Source organism: Arthrobacter sp. ok909 (assembly GCF_900104405.1).
Classification (GTDB): Bacteria; Actinomycetota; Actinomycetes; order Actinomycetales; family Micrococcaceae; genus Arthrobacter; species Arthrobacter humicola.
Map to the genome: position 1 here is coordinate 62,725 of NZ_FNJS01000003.1, position 17,937 is coordinate 80,661.

The 17,937-nt window shown below is 68.4% G+C and carries 16 protein-coding genes and 2 tRNA genes; 13 read left to right on the forward strand and 5 right to left on the reverse strand.

What is annotated here, in order from left to right; translation table 11 throughout:
* Positions 1 to 72: 72 nt before the first annotated feature.
* From BLR03_RS03685 to BLR03_RS03695, 3 genes are all read right to left on the reverse strand, one after another.
* Entirely contained in the window at positions 73 to 957 is an 885-nt protein-coding gene (locus tag BLR03_RS03685) for a lysophospholipid acyltransferase family protein (RefSeq protein WP_091249584.1), read from the reverse strand.
* A gap of 90 nt (positions 958 to 1,047) precedes the next feature.
* Positions 1,048 to 1,860, reverse strand: a complete 813-nt coding sequence (locus BLR03_RS03690; RefSeq protein WP_091249587.1) for a DUF1295 domain-containing protein — start codon at positions 1,858 to 1,860, stop codon at positions 1,048 to 1,050.
* Complete coding sequence (locus BLR03_RS03695; RefSeq protein WP_254788141.1) at positions 1,860 to 2,618, reverse strand: alpha/beta hydrolase; 759 nt, start codon at positions 2,616 to 2,618, stop codon at positions 1,860 to 1,862. The genes BLR03_RS03690 and BLR03_RS03695 overlap by 1 nt, the downstream gene beginning before the upstream one ends.
* A gap of 249 nt (positions 2,619 to 2,867) precedes the next feature.
* Between BLR03_RS03695 and BLR03_RS03700 the strand changes: the two genes are divergently transcribed.
* From BLR03_RS03700 to BLR03_RS03755, 12 genes are all read left to right on the forward strand, one after another.
* Positions 2,868 to 4,241: an FAD-binding oxidoreductase gene (locus BLR03_RS03700; RefSeq protein ID WP_091249590.1), complete on the forward strand. Its 1,374-nt coding sequence runs from the start codon at positions 2,868 to 2,870 to the stop codon at positions 4,239 to 4,241.
* Between the two features lie 126 nt (positions 4,242 to 4,367).
* Positions 4,368 to 5,903 carry a YibE/F family protein gene (locus BLR03_RS03705; RefSeq protein WP_254788142.1) on the forward strand — a complete coding sequence of 512 codons (1,536 nt, stop codon included), beginning with the start codon at positions 4,368 to 4,370 and terminating at the stop codon, positions 5,901 to 5,903.
* 100 nt (positions 5,904 to 6,003) lie between these two features.
* Entirely contained in the window at positions 6,004 to 7,182 is a 1,179-nt protein-coding gene (gene dusB / locus BLR03_RS03710) for a tRNA dihydrouridine synthase DusB (protein WP_091249593.1), read from the forward strand.
* Positions 7,166 to 8,464 carry a deoxyguanosinetriphosphate triphosphohydrolase gene (locus BLR03_RS03715; protein WP_175460403.1) on the forward strand — a complete coding sequence of 433 codons (1,299 nt, stop codon included), beginning with the start codon at positions 7,166 to 7,168 and terminating at the stop codon, positions 8,462 to 8,464. Before dusB ends, BLR03_RS03715 begins: the two co-directional genes overlap by 17 nt.
* 118 nt (positions 8,465 to 8,582) lie before the next feature.
* A complete protein-coding gene (locus tag BLR03_RS03720) occupies positions 8,583 to 8,885 on the forward strand; it encodes a hypothetical protein (protein ID WP_091249601.1) in 303 nt (100 codons plus the stop codon).
* 1 nt (position 8,886) lies between these two features.
* On the forward strand, positions 8,887 to 9,921 hold the full coding sequence (locus tag BLR03_RS03725) for an FAD:protein FMN transferase (protein ID WP_254788143.1): 1,035 nt from the start codon (positions 8,887 to 8,889) through the stop codon (positions 9,919 to 9,921).
* Positions 9,914 to 10,471, forward strand: coding sequence for a ferric reductase-like transmembrane domain-containing protein (locus tag BLR03_RS03730; protein ID WP_254788144.1), 558 nt, complete (start codon positions 9,914 to 9,916; stop codon positions 10,469 to 10,471). The genes BLR03_RS03725 and BLR03_RS03730 overlap by 8 nt, the downstream gene beginning before the upstream one ends.
* Entirely contained in the window at positions 10,468 to 11,724 is a 1,257-nt protein-coding gene (locus tag BLR03_RS03735; protein WP_091249608.1) for an NADH-ubiquinone oxidoreductase-F iron-sulfur binding region domain-containing protein, read from the forward strand. Before BLR03_RS03730 ends, BLR03_RS03735 begins: the two co-directional genes overlap by 4 nt.
* Positions 11,721 to 11,972: a ferredoxin gene (locus tag BLR03_RS03740; RefSeq protein ID WP_091249612.1), complete on the forward strand. Its 252-nt coding sequence runs from the start codon at positions 11,721 to 11,723 to the stop codon at positions 11,970 to 11,972. The genes BLR03_RS03735 and BLR03_RS03740 overlap by 4 nt, the downstream gene beginning before the upstream one ends.
* Before the next feature lie 48 nt (positions 11,973 to 12,020).
* Positions 12,021 to 14,030 (forward strand): DNA primase, encoded by a 2,010-nt coding sequence (dnaG, locus tag BLR03_RS03745; RefSeq protein WP_091249617.1) that lies wholly within the window; start codon positions 12,021 to 12,023, stop codon positions 14,028 to 14,030.
* 53 nt (positions 14,031 to 14,083) lie between these two features.
* A tRNA-Asn gene (locus BLR03_RS03750) sits at positions 14,084 to 14,156 on the forward strand.
* Positions 14,157 to 14,293: 137 nt separating this feature from the next.
* Positions 14,294 to 14,366: transfer RNA gene (locus BLR03_RS03755), tRNA-Asn, on the forward strand.
* 298 nt (positions 14,367 to 14,664) lie between these two features.
* Here BLR03_RS03755 and BLR03_RS03760 read toward each other — a convergent pair.
* Both BLR03_RS03760 and BLR03_RS03765 read right to left on the reverse strand, forming a co-directional pair.
* Positions 14,665 to 15,072, reverse strand: a complete 408-nt coding sequence (locus BLR03_RS03760; RefSeq protein ID WP_091249618.1) for a hypothetical protein — start codon at positions 15,070 to 15,072, stop codon at positions 14,665 to 14,667.
* Positions 15,073 to 15,632: 560 nt separating this feature from the next.
* Positions 15,633 to 16,856 carry a multidrug effflux MFS transporter gene (locus tag BLR03_RS03765; protein ID WP_091249620.1) on the reverse strand — a complete coding sequence of 408 codons (1,224 nt, stop codon included), beginning with the start codon at positions 16,854 to 16,856 and terminating at the stop codon, positions 15,633 to 15,635.
* 184 nt (positions 16,857 to 17,040) lie between these two features.
* Between BLR03_RS03765 and BLR03_RS03770 the strand changes: the two genes are divergently transcribed.
* Positions 17,041 to 17,931, forward strand: a complete 891-nt coding sequence (locus BLR03_RS03770; protein ID WP_091249622.1) for a phage holin family protein — start codon at positions 17,041 to 17,043, stop codon at positions 17,929 to 17,931.
* Positions 17,932 to 17,937 lie beyond the last annotated feature (6 nt).

Sequence of the window (17,937 nt, forward strand, 5' to 3'; positions counted from 1 at the left end):
AGCTCTGTCGGCGTGACGGGGCCATCTACCGGACGCGCCTATTTGCCGGACGCGCCTATTTGCGGGACGGGTTTATTTGCGGGACGATGCTTGTCGGCGGTGTGCACCGGGGCGCCGCGGCCCGTCGGCCGCGTCGAGGCGGCGCCGTTCCTCCTCGGTCGGGGCGCCGCCGCCGAGCGCGGCGGGCATCCACCAGGCCCCGGGGTCCGGTCTCAGCGGGAAGTCCGCCATGCCGACGTCGATCCCGTGCTGGAGGGTCCTGGCCAGTTGCGCGGTGGCCGGCTGTGCGTCGTGGGCCGGGTCCGGGAGCGAGCCCGGCAGGATCGGCTCGCCCACGTGGATCCGGACCGGGGCGCGCCAGGCGCGCCGCGGCGAGAATCCATGGTGGCGGGTCATCAGCCGGTGCGCGCCCCAGACGGAGACCGGGATGATCGGCACACCGGCTTCGGAGGCCATCCGTACAGCGCCGGTCTTGCACTCGCGCACGGTGAAGCTGCGGCTTACCCCGGCCTCCGGAAGGATGGCAATGTACTCGCCCGCCAATAGCCGGGCGACCGCAGCGTCGTAGGCGTGGACTCCGGATTCGTAACCGACCACCACGTGACCGGCCGCGCTGACAGCGGGCCCGGCAAACCAGTGGTCGGCGGCTCCCTGCGTCACGAGGAAGCGCATCTGGGCACGGTTATGCCACCACAGGATCATCTCGGCGAAGGCAAAGTCGAGGTAGCCGAAGTGCGTGATCGCGACGACCGCGCCCTGGCCGGGCACCACCCGGCGGGACGGGCCGCGTCGGGAGGCACTGCGGGAAGCCTGGGGGGACTCAGTGGGCGGTCCGGGCCGGGGCAGGTTCTCCCGCCCGGTGACGAGGACGCGGATCCGGAACAGCCAGCGCAGGGCCAGACCGGTGCGGACGATGAACCGGTAGAAGCGGTCGCTGGGCCCTGGTCTCCACTTCATCGGTCGCCGGCTCGTCCGGGCACCTGCCATGCCGGCGCCCGCCGCGCCAGTCCCGCAGCGCCAGTGCCGGCCATATCAGCCCCCGCCATATCAGTGCCCGCCTGCGCGCCGCCGGGGCGGCAAGGGCAGGAATCCGGACGTGGATTCGATGTATTCCTTATAACCGGGCCGTGCAGACATCGCTTTTTCCGTCAGCGGCTTCCCGGTGCGGCCCGCCAGTGCCCAGATCATCAGGGCGGGGGAGAGGATGGTCAGGACACCGGGCCACGAATCGGCGGCCACGAGGAAGAGGCCCGCCCAGACCGCGGCGTCGCCGAAATAGTTCGGGTGGCGGGTGTAGCGCCACAGACCGGTGTTGAGGACCGTGCCGCGCTTGGCGGGATCGGCCTTGAACTGCGTCAGCTGCCAGTCCCCGACCGTCTCGAACACAAAGCCAAGAACCCAGAACAGAACACCGAGGAACGCCAGCCAGCCCAAGCTGCCAGTGGCGAACATGCCGACCTGGATGGTGAGCGAGACGAAGAACATCACCACGCCCTGGGGCAGGTAGACCCGCCGGAGCGCGTAGACGTTGCGTGATCCGGGTGCGGCGGAGAGCATGTCCACGTAGCGCGGGTCCTCGTGGCCGCCGCGTGCACGCACACCGATGTGGACCGCGAGGCGAATGCCCCACACCGCAACCAGGGCCAGAAGCAGCAGCCGGCGGCCGGCGTCGCCGTGGCCGGCGGAGAGTACCCAGGAGATGGCCGCGACCACAACGAACCCGAGGCCCCAGACGGTGTCGATGACGGAATGGCGGTTCTGCCGCACGGCAACGGCGAAGGTCAGCGCCAGCAGGACCGCAAGTCCCGCGATGACCCACGGCAGGCTGGCGAGGAAGGCATCCAGCGGGAACGGCTGCATCACAGCACCACCGGCATGCGCGTTCCGGCGGCCGGCAGAAGGCTGCGCAGGGCGTCCGTGGCGCCGGGGACGTCAGCCCCTGTGGCTTCCCCGAAGGCGTCCAGGATGAAGTCATCGGCGAGCGAGTTCCACAGCGCCACCCGGCGGAACATGAAATGCCCGGCCCCCGTGAGGGAGACGTACTCAACAGAGGCGGCGACTCCGTCGGCCCGGCGTGCGTAGTCCAGCGAATTCGACGGACTGGTCCAGCGGTCCTCCGTGCCGTGCACGATCAGGACCCGGCGGTCGGCGACGGGTTGGACCGGCGTCTTGTGATTGAGCCACGGGGCGAGGGCGACGACGACCTCCACCTGCGGATCGTCGGCCACGCAGAGTGCCGTGAGGCCTCCCATGGAGTGGCCCAGCAGGTACACCGGCACGCCGGGATGTTCCTGGCCGATCCGGGAAAGCGCCCAGCGGGCGTCCTGAACGGGGGACATGTCCTCCCCGTTCCAGCCCCTGTACCGGTTGCGCAGGGTCCAGACGGCGAGCCCGTGCGGTCCGCCCTGCCGGTTCAGCGCCCGGGCGAAGGGCAGCATCCGGGCCGGGCTCAGGTGCCGGCCGCGGACAGGATCGTAGCTGTCCGCGCGTCCGCCGTGCAGGACCAGGGCGACTCCGCGGGTCTCCCCGGCCGCCTCGGCGATGGACAGCACGGCCTTGGCGGCAGGTCCGGAACGGCCCGCCTCCGGTTCGCGGTCGTCTAGTTTGCGCTTGGCCACGCGTGTCCTTCCCGTACTTCGTCCGTCAATTACCAACCATAGGTTGCAGCCTCCGCCCGTCAAGGGAATCGCTGCCTGATGTGGATTCGGAGCCGGAGCCCCCGGCGATGGGTACGGCTCGTGCCGGACCCTTGACGGGGGAATGCGGGAGGAGTATGCCTGTGCACGTAAACCTCCGGACGCCACGCCGGCTGGGAGCGCAGAGAACCGTCCGGGTCGAATCTCACGACGAAATCGACGGTACTGAAAATGAACGGAACAAAGTTCGATACCCTGCGCGAGCAAGTCCGCGGGCAGGTCATCACGCCCGGCGACGCGGACTACGACGCGGCCCGGGCAGTCCACAACGGCATGATCGACAAGCACCCGGCCGCTGTGGTCCGTGTATCCCAGGTGGCGGACGTCATGTCGGCCGTCAACTTCGCCCGCGACAACTCCCTGGATCTGGCCGTCCGCGGCGGCGGCCACAGCGGTCCGGGCTTTGGCACCTGGGATGACGCTGTTGTCATCGACTTCTCCACCACCACCGGCGTCCGGATAGATCCGGCGAACAAGACGGCGAGGACCGAGGCCGGCGCAACCTGGGCCGATTTCAATCACGCCACGCACGCCTTCGGACTTGCGACCACCGGGGGCATCATCGGCTCAACCGGCGTCTCCGGACTCACGCTCGGCGGGGGCATTGGCTATCTCTCCCGGAAGCACGGGCTCAGTTGCGATAACCTCCTCTCGGCCGACGTCGTCACCGCGGACGGAAAATTCCTCACTGCGAGCGAAAGTGAGAATGACGACCTTTTCTGGGCGCTGCGAGGCGGGGGCGGCAACTTCGGCGTCGTGACCTCGTTGGAATACCGCCTGCATCCTGTGGACATGGTCCACGCAGGGATCATCATCTACCCGGCCGAGCACGCCGAAACCGTGGCGAAGTTCTACCGCGAGCACCTGGCGGCAGCCCCTGAAGAGTTCGGCGCGTTCCTCGCTTTCCATCAGGGACCCCCGGTTCCGTTCCTTCCGGAACAGTGGCACGGGAAGCCGGTCTGCATTGTGGTCGGCATGTGGACGGGCGACCTCGCCGAAGGGCCGGCCCGCTGGCAACCATTCCTCGACGTCGCCCCGGTGGCCGGATCCATGGTGGGGCCGATGCCGTATCCGGCCTTGAACTCGGCGTTCGACCCGATGTATCCCAAGGGGCTTTTGGCCTACTGGAAGGCGGCCTTCCTGACAGAACTCAACGACGGCGCCATCGACGCACACCTTGAATTTGGCCGACGTGTGCCCAGCCTGCAGACAGCCGTGCACATCTATCCGATTGACGGCGCTGTGCACCGTGTGGGAGTGACGGACACGGCCTTCCCCAACCGGAACGCCAGGTTCTCCCCGGTTATAGCCTGCCACTGGGAGGACCCCGCGGACAGCGAGGCGAACATCGCCTGGGTACGGGATTACGCGGCGGCGCTGCAGCCCTACTCCGAGACCGCGGGCTACATCAATTTCATGGACGGTGATGATATGTCCAAGGTCGCCGAGAACTACGGACCCAATTACAGCCGCCTGCGGGAGATCAAAGCCAAGTACGATCCGCAGAACCTCTTCCACGTAAACCAGAACATCACCCCGGCCTGACCAGCCCGCCTCCGTGGCGCCGGAGCTCCGGGCACCGGGCCTCAGGCCGCCGGGAGCGTGCGGCGTCATCTGTCCGGAGCGGCGCCGACCGCGACGTAGAGTTTTCGGCATGAGGTTGAACTGCTGATGGGCGCCGGACATTCCCACTCCCACGGGCACCCCGGTGCCGGTCACGCGGAGCCGACGCCCCGGATGCTGGCGGCACGGAAGAAGGCAAACTGGATCCTGGCCGCCATCCTGATCCCGCTGACTTTGCTGACCCTGGCGGCCATGGCCTTCCTGTGGCCGTCGGGGAGCAAAGAGGGCATCACGCTGGCCAGTCCCTATGCGGCGGCCCCGGGCGTGACGTTCGATACCGGCAAGATCCAGCGGGTGGTCGTCGGCAGCTGTTCGGATGCGCAGACAAGCGGCGACCCCGCTGCCCAGCAGGGCGCATCCGGGGCTGACGCCGCCGTCCAGCCGTCGCAGACGGGCTCACAATGCACGTTTGCCTACACCGAGCCGGACAAGGGCGGCAACCCGGTGAAAGTGGTCATCAACCCTGACATCGCGAAATCCCACGGGGTGAAACCCGGAGACAACATCCGCTACCTGAACCTCTCCCAGGCCCAGGGTGCGTCCGCAGCCCAGGGCGCACCCGCCTACGTCTTCGTCGACTTCGTCCGGACGCTACCGATCATCTTCCTGGCCGTGCTCTACGCCGTCGTGGTGATTGCGGTGGCGCGCTGGCGAGGCCTGCGGGCCCTGATCGGACTCGTCGGGGCCTACGTCGTACTCGTCTCCTTCATGCTGCCCGGACTGGTCGAAGGAAAGCCGCCGCTGCTCCTGGCACTGGTGGGGTCCACGGTGATCATGATCGGGGTGCTGTACTTCGCCCACGGTTTCTCCGCCCGGACCTCGACGGCGCTGCTGGGGACCATGTTCGGCCTCGCCATTACGTCGCTGCTGGCCGCCTGGGCCACCGACGCCGCGAACCTCGCCGGCGTGGGCAGCCACGACGCCGCCACGCTCACCAACATTTCCGACAACATCTCGATCTCCGGCATCATCCTGTGCGGGCTGATCATTTCCGGCCTGGGCGTGCTGAACGACGTCACCATCACGCAGTCGTCCGCGGTCTGGGAACTGTGGGAACTCGCCCCCGACACCAGCGCCCGGCAGCTCTTTGCCTCCGCGATGCGGATCGGCCGGGACCACATCGCCTCCACGGTCTACACGATCGCGTTTGCCTACGCCGGCGCGGCCCTGCCTGTCCTGATCCTCGTCATGCTCTACGAGCGCCCGCTCGGGGATGCCCTGACCAGTGCCGAACTCTCCGAGGAAGTCATCCGCACCCTCGTCGGCTCGGTGGGACTGGTCCTGGCCGTGCCGGTCACCACCCTCATTGCCGTGCTCGTCGTCAAGGCCACCGGGATCAAGGGCAGTACCGCAGACCCCGCGGCCGCGCTCGTCGGTGCAGCCGACGTCGGCGTGCCCGCGCTCGCCGGCGTTGGGGATGGCGGGCTTGCCGGGCTCTCCGCTGGGGCCGACGTCGGCCAGTACCCGGGCGGGTCCGCCGGTCGCCGGGCGGCGGACAGCGCGCCCGGTGCATCGGGAGGGACCGAACCGGACGCCGCCGGGACTGCCACGCGCCGGGGGCGGCGTGCCGCCCTGCGCGATTGATACGGCGTTTGGCGGCACCCGGATTTTCCACACAGCCCGGCGTTTCCACATAACCGACGCCGGATCCGACCGATTTGCCCGTCTTTGAGACAATGGTCGGGTGACTGTTGTAGCAACGCCTCCCGCCCCCAAGCTGGAACTCCCGCCCCTGAAGCTGGGCCCGATCACCGTGGACACCCCCGTGATCCTGGCCCCCATGGCGGGTATCACCAACTCCGCCTTCCGCAGGCTGTGCCGTGAATACGGCGGCGGCCTGTATGTCGCGGAGATGGTCACCTCGCGCGCCCTCGTGGAACGCACACCGGAGTCGCTGCGCATCATTTCGCACGACGACGACGAGAAAGTCCGCTCCGTCCAGCTCTACGGAGTGGACCCCGTGACCGTCGGCCAGGCCGTCCGGATGCTGGTCGAGGAAGACCGGGCGGACCACATCGACCTCAACTTCGGCTGCCCGGTCCCCAAAGTCACCCGGCGCGGCGGCGGCTCGGCCCTGCCCTGGAAGATCGACCTCTTCACCTCGATCGTCCAGACCGCTGTCAAGGAAGCCTCTCAGGGCAACATCCCGCTGACCATCAAGATGCGCAAGGGCATCGACGAGGACCACCTGACATACCTTGATGCCGGCCGGATCGCCCGCGACTCCGGGGTTGCCGCCGTCGCTCTTCACGGCCGCACGGCCGCGCAGTTCTATTCGGGCCAGGCCGACTGGTCCGCCATCGCCCGGCTCCGCGAGGCGCTGCCGGACATCCCGGTCCTCGGCAACGGCGACATCTGGTCCGCCGAAGACGCGGTCCGGATGGTCCGCGAAACGGGCGTGGACGGCGTCGTCGTCGGCCGGGGATGCCAGGGCCGGCCGTGGCTGTTCGGCGATCTCATGGCCGCGTTCGAAGGCAGCGACCAGCGGCACCGGCCGGATCTGGGCCAGGTGGCCGAAAGCGTCTACCGGCACGCCGAGCTAATGGTCGAGACGTTCGGGGACGAGGGCAAGGCCCTGCGCGAAATCCGCAAGCACATCGCCTGGTACTTCAAGGGCTACGTGGTCGGCAGCGAGCTGCGGACCAAACTGGCGCTCGTCACCAGCCTCGAGGTGCTCCGCGCAACCCTGGACCAGTTGGACCTCGACTCTCCGTACCCCGGGGTCGACGCCGAGGGCCCGCGCGGCCGCGCCGGCTCGCCCAAGAAGCCCGCCCTGCCCAAGGACTGGCTGCTGAACCGGACCCTGGATGACGAGCAGAGCCGCGACATCTCCTTCGCCGAACTGGATGTCTCCGGTGGCTGAGACCCGGACCACCGCCCCCGTCCTGGACGGCTACACCTCCCGCGACTCCGCCCGGTGGGTCGAAGAGCCGCCCAAGACCACCTACCGGTCGGACTTCGAACGTGACCGTGCGAGAGTCCTGCACTCCTCGGCCCTGCGCCGGCTCGGCGCGAAGACCCAGGTGGTCGCCCCGGATACCGACGACTTCGTCCGGACCCGGCTCACGCACAGCCTCGAAGTGGCCCAGGTGGGCCGCGAACTCGGCCGAGCCCTCGGCTGCGACCCCGATGTCGTGGACACCGCCTGCCTCAGCCATGACCTCGGCCACCCGCCCTTCGGCCACAACGGGGAAGCGGCTCTCAACGAGGTCGCCCACGCGATCGGCGGCTTTGAAGGCAACGCCCAGACGCTGCGGCTGCTGACCCGGCTGGAGCCGAAGGTCCTGGCCCCCGACGGCCGTCCGGCAGGCCTGAACCTGACCCGGGCGAGTCTCGATGCCGCCGCCAAGTACCCGTGGTCCGCCGTCAACGCGCCCGTCATCCACGGGGAGCGGACCAGCAAGTTCGGCGCCTACGAGGACGATCTCCCCATCTTCGACTGGATTCGCGAAGGCGCCCCGGAACGCCGGTCCTGCCTCGAAGCGCAGGTCATGGACCTGGCGGACGACATCTCCTACTCGGTGCACGACGTCGAGGACGCGATCGTCGCAGGGCACTTCCAGCTGCGCTGGATGGACAACCCGGACCACCGCGCCCGCGTCGTCGGGTACGCCAAGCAGTGGTACCTGCCGCATAACGACCCCGCCGCGATCGACGCCGCGCTGGCCCGGCTGGAGGCCACGAGCGTCTGGGTGCGCGAGGCCGACGGCAGCCGCAAGGCCATGGCGGCGCTCAAAGACATGACCAGCCAGTTGATTGGCCGGTTCTGCCAGAGTGCGCTGGAAGCCACCCGCGCCGTTTACGGCCCGGAGAACCTCACCCGCTACCACGCGGAACTGATCGTCCCGGACGAGACCGTCATGGAAATCGCGGTGATGAAGGGCCTGGCCACCACGTTTGTGATGACCACCGAGCACCGCCAGCCCATCTACGAGCGCCAGCGGGAGGTCCTGCACGCCCTCGTCACCGCCCTCAGCGCCACGGAGGACCGCCACCTGGAGCCGATGTTCGCCGCCGACTGGCTCGACGCGGGGGACGACGCCGGGAGGCTGCGCGTCGTGATCGACCAGGTCGCGTCACTGACGGACGGCTCGGCGCTGGCCATGTACGAGCGTCTCGTGGGCAGCCTGCCGTCGCTGTGGTGACCAAGCCAGCCGCCAGCGGCCAGGACCACCATCCAATAGACAGGAATGTCTAAGGGTTTACAAAGGAACTCCGGGGATCATGGGAACACAGGCCTGACCGCAGAGGAAGGGGACACGCGTGGATACCCGGGACAAGGGCAGGCGACTGGCCAGCGGCATCACCGCGGCAGTCGGCATCGGCAGCCTCGCGGCTGCGGGCGTCGCCGCCGCCGTCGTGTATTCCGCCACGCCGTCCAGCGCTTCAAAGACTTCTCCTGCGACCGCCAGCTCGAACTCGTCCGGACGGTCAGCGCGCCACGGCTCCGGCACGGCGGGCGGCGGCAGCGCCACGCAGAATAACGGCTCGAACCGCTCGCACGGATTCACCCCCGTCCAGCCGGGCAACGGCGGCGTCACCCACGGTCAATCGTCGGGGTCCTAAGGTGGAGGCGCAGGCAGCTTGGACCGTCTGGGGCCTTGAAGCTTCCCTCGCTGTTACCGACGCCGGAATGCTCGCCGCGGCCCAGGAGGTCGTCCAGAGCGTCCTTGCCGACGTCGAGCTCGCCTGCAGCCGCTTCCGGGACGACTCGGAACTCACCAGGCTCCAACCGCAGCTGGCCGCCGGGGCGATCGTCAGTCCGACACTCCTCGACCTGGTTGAGCGGGCCCTGGCCGCCGCCCGGTGGACGGACGGCGCCGTCGATCCGACCCTCGGCGCGGATCTGGCCGCCCTCGGGTATGACCGGGATATCGTCAGCGTGCAGGTGCTCCCGGACGATCCCCGTCCGCAGGGTTCGCACCCGGTCCCGCCGGCCGGTTCGGTCCGGGCACGGCGCGTTCCCGGGTGGTCACGGATCAGGATTGACGGGCGGACCCTGACCGTTCCCGCGGACATCCGGCTGGATCTGGGCGCCACCGCCAAGGCAGCCGCAGCCGACCGCGCTGCAGCCGAGGTGCATTCGCAGCTGGGATGCGGGGTGCTCGTCTCTTTGGGCGGCGACCTGGCGACCGCCGGCCCGGGGCCGGGAAGCCCCGGCGCTGCGGCCCCCGGCGCGGGCCCCGGCGCTGCGGCCCCAGACGCGGGCCCCGGAGCGGCAGGGCCGTGGCAGATTCTGGTCCAGGACCTTCCCACGGACCCGAGCCATCACATCGCCCTGGACCCCGGATTCGCCATGGCCACGTCCAGCACGCAAAAACGCCGGTGGAAGCACGCGGGAGCGGACGTCCACCACATTCTGGATCCCCGCTTCGGACTGCCCGCAGAGGCCGTGTGGAAGACGGTGACCGTGGCGGCTCCGACGTGCCTGGAAGCCAATGCCTTCAGCACCGCCGGCATTGTTCGCGGCTTCGCCGCCGTCGAATGGTTCCGTTCCGCGGGTGTCACGGCCCGGCTGGTGGATCACCGCGGACGCATTGTCACCACCGGCGGCTGGCCGGCGGAGAGCAACAGCATGGAAGTTCGTGCGTCCCGTGGATGAGGCAATGTGGGCGTTCGGCAGGGTGAGCGGCTTCATGTCTCTTGCCCTGTTCACGGTGTCGGTCCTGTTGGGCATCCTCACCCGCTCCGGCCGGCCCTTGCTGGTGCTTCCGAGGTTTTCCGTCAGCATCCTGCACCGGAACATCGCCTTGTTGGCCACGGTGTTCCTGGGGCTGCACGTTGGGTCCCTGTTGTTGGACTCCTTCGCGAAGCTGCGGCCCGTCGACGTCGTTGTGCCGTTCCTTGGCTCGTTCCGGCCGTTCTGGCAGGGCCTGGGGACCGTGGCACTGGACCTTGTCGCGGCCGTCATCGTGACGGCCCTGCTGCGGCAGCGGATCGGGCACCGGACGTTCAAGGCCGTGCACTGGCTCACCTACGCGGTCTGGCCGGTGGCGATGGCCCACGCACTCGGCAACGGCACGGACGCCGCCGGCCAGTGGTTTCTGCTGCTGGCGGCAGCGTCCGGTGCGGCGATCGCCGGTGCCCTGCTGTGGCGGCTCTCTTCAACGTTCCTCGAAACCGCCAGAGCCCGTGGAAGTAACCTCCAATGAGCTCGATACCCGGCGTGCTCCCTCAACCGCCGCTGCCCAATGCGCAGCCGCTGGCGCGTCTTTTGGCCGCCGGCGCGGAGGCCGGGTACGCCCGGCACGTGGACACCTTCGGGCCTCTTGATCCCGACGCCGTCGCACCCGGGCTGCTGAATCTGCTGGACGCGTCGGGTCTGACCGGACGCGGCGGCGCCGCCTTCGCGACCTGGCGCAAGGCGCTGGCGACATCACAATCCGAGCGGAAGCGCCTTGTTCCCGCGCGGCCCGTCGTGATCGCCAACGGCGCCGAAGGGGAGCCGCTGAGCTTCAAGGACCGTACGCTCCTGGCGCACGCCCCCCACCTGGTGATTGACGGTCTGCTGGCCGTGACGCGGGCAGTCTCGGGCACCCAAATGTACCTCTATGCGCCTGCCGCCAGCCTTCCCGGGGTGCAGGAGGCCCTCTCTGGACACCCCGGGAGCGGCCGGATCCAGCTCGTGGAGTCACCGGAAACGTTCATCTCCGGCGAGGCGAGCGCCGTCGTCAACAGCATCGCCACCGGCTCCGCGATCCCGCTCGACAAAGGCCGCCGGCTCAGCGACACCGGGCTCAAGGGGCGCCCCACCCTGGTCCTCAACGTCGAAACCCTGGCCCATGTGGCCCTCATCGCACGGTTCGGCGGGGCCTGGTTCCGCGAAGTCGGGACGCCCACGGACCCTGGCACGCGGCTGCTGTCCGTGTCCGGCCCAGGGCCCGGCCCGGACGTCGTCCTGGAGGTGCCCGGCGGTGCAAGGCTCACCGACGTCGTTCAATCCGCCGGCATGGACCCGGCCTCCCTGTCGGCCGTTCTCGTCGGCGGCTACCACGGCCGCTGGGTGCGGCCGGCGGCCTACGTCCTCTCGCCCGGCGGTCCCGCCGGCCACGTGGTCCGGCCCGGAGCGGGCGTCATCCACGCCTTGGGGGCGCAGGAGTGCGGGCTTGGGGCCACTGCGGGGATCGTGGCGTACCTGGCCGGGCAGTCCGCCCGGCAATGTGGCCCCTGCATGTTCGGGTTGCCCGCCATGGCGGGAATCTTCAACCGGATCGCAGCGGGGGAACAGGACCCGCGGCTGCCGGGGGAACTGGGCCGGCTCGGCACGCTTGTCTCAGGACGCGGTGCCTGCCATCACCCGGACGGAACAGCGCAGCTGATCAGCAGTGCGCTGGAGGTCTTCGCCGACGACGTGCGGTCCCATCTCACCGGGCGCTGCTCCGGATCCGGAAGCTGGACGCCATGACGGCCACCCTTCACATCGACTGGACCAGGTGCGACGGCCGCGGCCTGTGCACGGAGCTGCTCGCCGGGGTGCTCGTGCGGGACGACTGGGGGTACCCGGTGGCCCGTGGAAGGCAGGGTCCTGAGCGCACCGACGTCCCCATCAGGCCCGGCGACGCGGACGCCGCGCGCGACGCCGTCTCGCTCTGCCCGAAACTCGCTCTCAGCCTCCGGGACCCTGCTTCCGGAGGCCCGCAGCGCCGGCGCTAGTCCCCGGCCGGGCCGGTCCGTGTCGGCCCGGCGTACTAGGATGGCACTGTGGCCGGCCTGATCAAACGTGAAGATATCGACGAAGTACGCCAGCGCACCGACATCAAAGAAGTTATCGATGGCTACGTGACGCTCAAGGGTGCCGGGCTCGGGTCCTACAAAGGCCTGTGCCCCTTCCACGACGAGCGCTCACCCTCCTTCACCGTTCGTCCCCAGGTAGGCCGGTACCACTGCTTCGGCTGCGGCGAGGACGGCGACGTCATCTCCTTCGTGCAGAAACTGGACCACATCTCCTTCCACGAGGCCGTGGAAAAGCTGGCCCATCGGATCGGCTTCGAACTCCACTACGAGGACGGCGGCTCCGGACCCAACCGGGAGGACATCGGCCGGCGCCAGCGGCTGCTGGATGCCCACAAGGTGGCCGACGAGTTTTTCCGGGCCCAGCTGCTGACCCCGGGCGCCGCGGAGGGCCGAAATTTCCTCTACGGCCGGGGCTTCGACCGTGCGGCGGCGGAACAGTTCGGGGTGGGGTATGCCCCGCAGGGCTGGGACGCGCTGCTCAAGCACCTGCGCGGCCGCGGCTACACCGACGCAGAACTCAAGCTGACCGGTATGTTCTCTGCCGGGGGACCCGGCAACCAGCAGAGAATCTACGACCGCTTCCGCGGCCGGCTGATCTGGCCCATCCGGGACATCGCAGGTGACACCATCGGATTCGGCGCCCGCAAGCTCTACGAGGACGACCAAGGCCCGAAGTACCTGAACACCCCCGAAACCGTGCTCTACAAGAAGTCCCAGGTCCTCTACGGGATCGACCTCGCCAAGCGCAACATCGCCAAGGACCGCCAACTCGTGGTGGTGGAGGGCTACACCGACGTCATGGCCTGCCATCTGGCCGGCATTCCGACGGCGGTGGCCACGTGCGGCACCGCGTTCGGCACGGACCACATCAAGATCGCCCGCCGGCTGCTGTCCGACGATGGCAGCGGGGGAGAGGTCATCTTCACCTTCGACGGCGACGCCGCCGGGCAGAAGGCGGCGCTGCGCGCCTTCGAAGAGGACCAGCGTTTCGTCGCGCAGACGTTCGTGGCTGTGGAGCCCAGCGGCGCGGACCCGTGCGAGCTCCGTCAGTCCAAGGGCGACTCCGCGGTCCGGGACCTGATCGGCAGTCGCCGCCCGCTGTTTGAGTTCGCCATCCGCGCCACCCTCAAACGGCACAATCTGGACACCGTCGAGGGCCGGATCGCGGCCCTGCGTGAATCAGCGCCCGTGGTGGCGCAGATCCGCGACGCCGGTATCCGGCCGGCGTATGCCCGTGAATTGGCTGGCTGGCTGGGGATGCCCGTCGAGGAGGTCAGCAGGGCCGTCGGTGTGGCGACCAAGCGCGCCGCACAAGGTGCCCCAGCCACTCCGGGCGGCGGCCCGGGCCGCAGCCAGGGCGGCGCCCAGGCCGGCGGACCCAGCACCGGGCATGGCCCGGGGCAGGCGGGAGCCCCGGGCTATGCCGGGTCAGGCCGCGGCTACGCGGGGCCGGGTCCCGGCGTGGCGCCCTTGCCGGCGTCGGCCGTTCTTCCGTCCTTCAACCGGCCCGATCCGCGGGACCCGGTCGCGGCGATGGAGCGTCAGGCCCTCGAGGTCGCGCTCCAGGAACCCGGCATGCTGGAGGGCGAGACGTGGCAGCGTTTCTCCGAGGCACGGTTCTCCACGCCCGCCTATCTCGCCATCCACGAGGCCATCCGAGCCACCGGACTCGGGTCCGCGGGGGATCCGGTGCGCTGGGTGGAGCAGCTGCTGCAGGAGGTTCCCGAGCCGCTGCGGCCGCTCGTGTCCGAACTTGCGGTGGTGCCATTGCCGGCTAACACGCCCGAGGGCGTTCTGCGCTACTGCAGGGACATCCTGGCCCGCCTGTTTGAGCTCCAGATCACCCGCGTGAAGGCGGAGAAGATGGGGCAATTGCAGCGCCTGGATGCCTCGGCCGATCCCGAGGAATTCCAGCGGCTGAATCGCGAACTCATGCAGCTGGAGATGCAGCGGAGATCGTTGCGCTCGGACGCCTGAGGCGCCGATTTCGTTTCCCGGGCTGGTGTTTGCTAGGCTTATACCCGCTTCATTCCTCCTTAGCTCAATTGGCAGAGCATTCGACTGTTAATCGAAGGGTTGCTGGTTCAAGTCCAGCAGGAGGAGCGCGCAGTCCCCGTTCCGGGTTCCCGGGACGGGGACTTTTTTTATACCCGGAGGGGGTATTTCACGGGTTGCTTTTACGGCTTTGCCGGTCGATTTCCCTACCGGCAAAACGTTTGCTAATGTCATACCTGCTTCATTCCTCCTTAGCTCAATTGGCAGAGCATTCGACTGTTAATCGAAGGGTTGCTGGTTCAAGTCCAGCAGGAGGAGCGGACAGGTCCCGCGGCCGGTGAAAACCAGCCGCGGGACCTTTTTTATTGGATTTTTTCGGGTCCGGTTTCTGATCCGTCGGGGACCCGGGTCACCCGTGGACCCGGGTCACCCGTGGACCCGGGTGACCCGGGGCATCCGGTGGCCAGAGTCTTCGGTGGCCGTGCTGCTCAGGAGCCGAGCGTTCAGGTGTCCAGAGTGTTCAGAGTGTTCAGCGACGCCGGGCGTTCAGCGACGCCGGGTGTGAAGTCGCCCGGGCCTCAGCCCACATGACCTCGGGCGCTCGGACTCTCTGGCCTCAGACAAAGTACATTTCCACCTGGAGGAAGCGCTGGGCCTCGGCGACGGCGGCCTCGAACGCTTCTTGCTCGGTGGGGGACTTCCTCGGCTCACGCGGATGCCATTCATGCGGCGCAGAGTGCACCTGGGTGAACCCGCCCCCTGGCGGGGCATAGAAAATACCGAACCGTTGCACGGGCCACTCCGGGGAGGTCTCCGGCGCCACCAGGAGGGCGGAGTCGGAGGCCGGGTTGTACCACTGCGCAATCGGGCGGCGCCGGTCTTCGGTGAACAGGCCTGCCGCGTACATGGCCGCCGACTGCGGGCTGGTCTGACTGCATAGGCGATCCCACCACAGGGGCAGGATTCCGGTGTCGCACCGCTGCCACGTGGCGGGGAGGGGCTGAGGTACCTGCCAATCGGGCATGAAACAACTTTATCTCCCGCCACGGGCGCCGAACAGAGTGCCACTGTGCCCAGTCTTGAGCGTGAAGAATGAGCATGTCCCGTGGGTGCAGCTGCAGCATCGGCGAGCCGTGGGACATGCCCAGCGCTGGCCCCAACGGGTGGACATAGTGCCCCTATGCCCACCCCCGGGCGCGAACAATGAGCATGTCCTGCCGGGTGGACACGAATGATGGGCATGTCCCCTCGGGTGGGTCTGAAGCGCGGGGTGGCCGGGGGACATGCTCAGTTCTGGCCCGAACGGGTGGACATAGTGCCCCTATGCCCACCCCCGGGCGCGAAGAATGAGCATGTCCTGCCGGGTGGGCACAAATGATGGGCATGTCCCCTCGGGTGGGTCTGAAGCGCGGGGTGGCCGGGGGACATGCTCAGTTCTGACCCCAACGGGTGGACATAGTGCCCCTATGCCCACCCCCGGGCGCGAAGAATGAGCATGTCCTGCCGGGTGGGTGCGAAGAATGAGCATGTCCCGCGCCGGAAGGGCTTGAAAGATGGGCATGTTCCCTTGGAGCAGGCGCGGGCCTACTGGATCGGCGGCACCGTGCTGGGCCGCACGATCAGCCACAGGGCTGCGGCGGCCATCAGGATGCAGGCGGCCTGGACGGCGCCCATGGGGGTTGCGGAGCTGACGCCGAGCCAGCCGACCACCGGGGAGATCAGGCCCGCCATCATGAACGTCGCCGCGCCAAGCAAGGAGGCGGCTGTTCCGGCCTGGGCGCCATGTTTGGCCAGAGCCAGCACCTGCACGGTGGGGAAGGTGAAACCGGCACCAAGTATGTAGAACCACAGAGGCACCAGGACGCCCCACAGGCCGAAGCCCAGCTGGTCGAAGATGACAATCAGCACGGCCATAAGGAACATCCAGGCCGTGGAGCAGGCCAGGATCCATTGTGGCGGCACGTGCCTGACGATCCTTGCGCTGGTCTGGACGCCGGCCACGATGCCGAGGGAGTTGATGCCGAAGAGCAGCCCGTACTGCTGGGGCGTGAAGCCGTAGACATTCTGGAACAGGAACGGCGACGCGGACAGATAGGTGAAGAGGCCCGCGAAGTTCATGCCACCCACCAGCAGCAGGCCCACGAAGATCCGGTCGGAGAACAGCACTTTGTAGCGCTGGCGTGCGGTCAGCCCGGTCTTTCCGCGCAGCTCCGGCGGCAGAGTTTCGCGGATCACGAACAAGGCCGCGATGATCACGCACGTTCCATAGGCCGCCAGGAACAAGAAGATGCCGGGCCACGGCATCAGCAACAACAGCTGTGAGCCGATGACCGGGGCGAGGATCGGGGCCAGCCCGTTGACGAGGGCCATGCGCGAAAACATCCGCACCATCGCGTAGCCGCTGAACAGGTCGCGGACCATGGCCATGGCCACAACACCGCCGCCTGCGGCCCCGACGCCCATGAGCACACGGAAGAGGCCCAGCGTGGCGATGTCCGTGGACTGGGCGGCGCCCAGGGAAGCTGTGATGTGCACCGCCGTCGCCAGAATCAGGGGCATCCGCCGGCCGAACTTATCGCTCAGCGGCCCCACCACCAGCTGTCCCAGCGCGAACCCTAGGGTGGTGCCGGTCAGCGTCAGCTGCACGGCCGCCGCCGAAACGCCAAGGTTCTCCTCCAAGGCCGGAAACGCGGGCAGGTAGAGGTCCACCGTGAACGGCCCAAGGGCAGTCAAAGCGCCCAGCGTCAGGATGTAGAGAAATTTACGTCGGCGGCTCAGGGAATCACCGGGATTGGGGGGTGTGCTCACAGAGGTCCATCCTAGGGCCCGCCAGGACGGCCGGCGGGTGGTTGCGCGGGCGCGCCACACCTTGCCCGAAAAGGCCCCCCAAGAGCCGAAATGATAGTTTTGACCCCGGGGTCTGTGCGAAGCTGTCCAGACCCGGCAAGCCCGCGGGAGCGGAACGACGGATGGCACCAGTTAGGCAGGACCGATGAGCGGACGTCACAGCGGCGGGACAGGCGGCGGGCTGCGCATTTCCGCGCTGCCGAAAACCCTGAAGATGATCTTCAAACTCGCGCCCCGACAGCTCAATGACGAGATTGCTCTGGCCAAGGCCGAACTCAAGCGCAAGGGGATCCAGCTCGGCGTTGCCGGCGCCTTCTTGGCCGTCGCCCTGATCTTTGTCGCTCTGCTGGTGATCGGACTGGTCGTTGCCGCCATCATGGGCCTGGCCACCATCATGCCGGCCTGGCTTGCCGCACTGCTGGCCTGCGCCTTCTTCCTGATCATCGCCGCGATCGGGGCGCTCATCGGCGTCAACAAGTTCAAGGCCGCCATGCCGCTGGTCCCCGAGGACACTCTCCGGGGACTCAAGCACGATCTCGGCATCGCCAAGGAAGGCTCAGCCTTCGACGCGGCCGTCCTTGACCCGAACTCGGAACAGTACAAGGCCGCAAAGGCCGCCAAGGAAGCCGCCGCCGCCAAGGCGAAGGCCGAGAAGGAAGCCAAGGCTGCCGCCAAGCCGGACTTGGGCCCAGCCCCCACCGAGGCCGAACTCCGACGCCGGTTGGATCAGCGCCGCACGCATCTCACCGGTGTCCGGGACGAACTCGGGCGGGAACTCGACGTCAAGACCCAAGCCCAGGGGTTGCTGTCCGCCACCCAGGCGCGGCTGCAGGAAAGCAAAGAGCAGCTCGAGGACAAGATCGCGGGCTTCCGCGCGGCCCGTGCCTCAGCCCGTTCCTCGGCGGGAGCGCCGGCCACATCCGCCGACGGGCAGAGCCTGGCCGGCCAGATCAAACAGCGCTGGAAGCCCCTTGCAGTGCTGGCAGCGTCCGGGGCCGCACTAGCGGTCCTCCTGCGCAAGCTGATCAAGGGCTAGGCAGAT

What these genes read in the sequence shown, in the direction of transcription:
- BLR03_RS03685 (WP_091249584.1), bottom strand. Translation starts at nt 957, where the DNA reads ATGAAGTGGAGACCAGGGCCCAGCGACCGCTTCTACCGGTTCATCGTC.
- BLR03_RS03690 (WP_091249587.1), bottom strand. Translation starts at nt 1,860, where the DNA reads ATGCAGCCGTTCCCGCTGGATGCCTTCCTCGCCAGCCTGCCGTGGGTC.
- BLR03_RS03700 (WP_091249590.1), top strand. Translation starts at nt 2,868, where the DNA reads ATGAACGGAACAAAGTTCGATACCCTGCGCGAGCAAGTCCGCGGGCAG.
- BLR03_RS03705 (WP_254788142.1), top strand. Translation starts at nt 4,368, where the DNA reads ATGGGCGCCGGACATTCCCACTCCCACGGGCACCCCGGTGCCGGTCAC.
- BLR03_RS03715 (WP_175460403.1), top strand. Translation starts at nt 7,166, where the DNA reads ATGTCTCCGGTGGCTGAGACCCGGACCACCGCCCCCGTCCTGGACGGC.
- BLR03_RS03735 (WP_091249608.1), top strand. Translation starts at nt 10,468, where the DNA reads ATGAGCTCGATACCCGGCGTGCTCCCTCAACCGCCGCTGCCCAATGCG.
- BLR03_RS03740 (WP_091249612.1), top strand. Translation starts at nt 11,721, where the DNA reads ATGACGGCCACCCTTCACATCGACTGGACCAGGTGCGACGGCCGCGGC.
- BLR03_RS03760 (WP_091249618.1), bottom strand. Translation starts at nt 15,072, where the DNA reads ATGCCCGATTGGCAGGTACCTCAGCCCCTCCCCGCCACGTGGCAGCGG.
- BLR03_RS03770 (WP_091249622.1), top strand. Translation starts at nt 17,041, where the DNA reads ATGAGCGGACGTCACAGCGGCGGGACAGGCGGCGGGCTGCGCATTTCC.